The organism is Variovorax sp. 01T439_2 (genome assembly GCF_056398445.1).
Genome location: NZ_JBFTPJ010001012.1, coordinates 1 through 2,034, shown reverse-complemented (window position 1 = coordinate 2,034; position 2,034 = coordinate 1). Strand labels below are relative to the sequence as shown.

At 71.8% G+C, this 2,034-nt stretch carries 2 protein-coding genes; one reads left to right on the top strand and one right to left on the bottom strand.

What is annotated here, in order from left to right:
- On the top strand, positions 1 to 912 hold a 912-nt coding region (locus AC1DOC_RS31180), incomplete at its 5' end, for a LysR family transcriptional regulator (protein WP_478131277.1).
- Here the strand turns inward: AC1DOC_RS31180 and AC1DOC_RS31175 are convergent.
- Positions 893 to 2,034 (bottom strand): MFS transporter (locus AC1DOC_RS31175; RefSeq protein ID WP_478131276.1); only part of this gene is annotated, 1,142 nt, incomplete at its 5' end. The genes AC1DOC_RS31180 and AC1DOC_RS31175 overlap by 20 nt on opposite strands.

Below are 2,034 nucleotides of genomic sequence, written 5' to 3'. Positions count from 1 at the left end.
ACGCTCAACCTCGACCAGCTCCGGTCCTTCGGCCTGGTGATCGAAACCGGCAGCTTCTCGGCTGCGGCCGACCGGCTCGGCCTCACGCAGCCCGCGGTGAGCCTGCAGGTCCGCCAGCTGGAGCGCAGGCTCGCGGTGCGGCTGGTCGAGCGCGTCGGCAAGCGCGCCAAGGCCACGCCGGCCGGTGCCGAGCTGCTGCGGCACAGCCACCACATCGAAACCGCGGTGGAGAACGCCATCGACGCGCTGGCGGACCATGCGAGCGGTATCACGGGCCGCGTGCGGCTGGGCACCGGCGCCACCGCCTGCCTCTATTTTTTGCCGGCCGTGCTGCGCAGCCTGCGCGAGCAGTTTCCGGCGCTCGGCATCGTGGTGAGCACCGGCAATACCGACGACCATGTCCGCAAGGTGGAGGAGAACAGCAGCGACCTTGCGCTGGTGACGCTGCCGGCCGCGGGCCGCTCACTGAGCGTGGTGCCGGTGCTCGACGACGAATTCGTCGCCATCGGCCGCAGCGACCTTGCGCCGCTGAAGGCGCGCGTGGCGCCCGCCGACCTGGCCGCGCTGCCGCTGGTGCTGTTCGAGCCCGCGGCCAACACGCGCAAGCTGGTCGACCGCTGGTTCGCGGACGAAGGCCTGCAGCCGCAGCCCGTCATGGAACTGGGCAGCGTCGAGGCGATGAAGGAAATGGTGGCCGCGGGGCTGGGCTACGGCATCGTCCCGCGCATGGCAATGACGGGCCGCGGCGCGCACCCGGGCCTGAAGATCAGCCGGCTGGCCCCCCGCATGCACCGCACGCTGGCCGTGGTGATCCGGCGCGACAAGCCGGTCAACAAGGCCCTGCGCGTGGTGCTCGATGCGATCCTTGCGGCGGGCGCACAGGCCAGCCGTGCTACTCGGCCGAAGAAGTAGCCAGCGCGGCGCCGCCGCGCGCCCGGCCCAGCGTGCCGACGATCAGCGCCGCGATCAGCACCAACACGCCGCTGAGCACCATCGCGCTGGAGATGCCGTGGTTGTCGACCGTCACGCCGCCGATCAGCGCGCCGGAAGCGATCGCTACCTGGAAGCCGCTCACGAGCAGGGCCTGGCCGGCTTCGGGCGCGTCGGGCACGGCCTCCATCATCCAGCCCGTGAGCGCGACCGGGATCAGGCCGAAGGCCACGCCCCAGATCACGACCACCACCGCGCCGGGCACGAAGCCGGAGCCGATCACCGTCGACAGCAGGAGCGCGGTGGCGAGCATCAGCGCCGCCAGCAGGGTGGTGCCGCGCACGCTGCGCGCCACCAGGCTGCCGCCGAGGAAGGTGCCGACAAAGCCCACCGCGCCATACACCAGCAGCAGCGTCGAGACCGAGTTGGGCGCGAGGCCGAACACCTGCTGCAGCAGCGGCTTCAGGTAGGTGTAGGCCGCGAAGTGGCCGGCAATGAAGAACAGCACCGCGAGCAGCCCGACCTGCGCCATGCGCCGCGTGAGCGGCGTGAGCAGGTCGCGCGCACCGATGGCGCGCACCGGCGGTATCGCGGGCAGCAGCCACAGCTGCACCAGCAGCACCGCGGCCGCGAGCGCGCCGGTCACCGCGAACGAGGCGCGCCAGCCGAACTGCGTGCCTAGGAACGAACCCGCGGGCACGCCCAGCACGGTGGCGGCGGACACGCCAGCCAGCACCAGCGACATGGCGCGCGCCTTGGAGGCGTCCGGCACCAGCTGCGTGGCGGCGGCCGGCGCAAAGGTCCAGAAGCCGCCCACGCACAGGCCGAGCATCAGGCGCGCGACCAGCATGGTCGCGAAGTTGGGCGCAAAGGCGGCCAGCAGGTTCGAGGCGATCAGCAAGGTGGTGAGCGCGATCAGCACGGTGCGCCGGTCGAGCCGGCCCGAAGCGACGATGAGCGCGGGGCCGGCAAAGGCCGCCAGCACGCCGGGCATGGTGATCATCAGGCCGGCCGTGCCGTCGGACACGTTCAGGCCGCGGGCGATGTCGGTCAAAAGGCCGATGGGCATGAACTCGGTCGAGACCATGGCAAAGGTGCCGACGG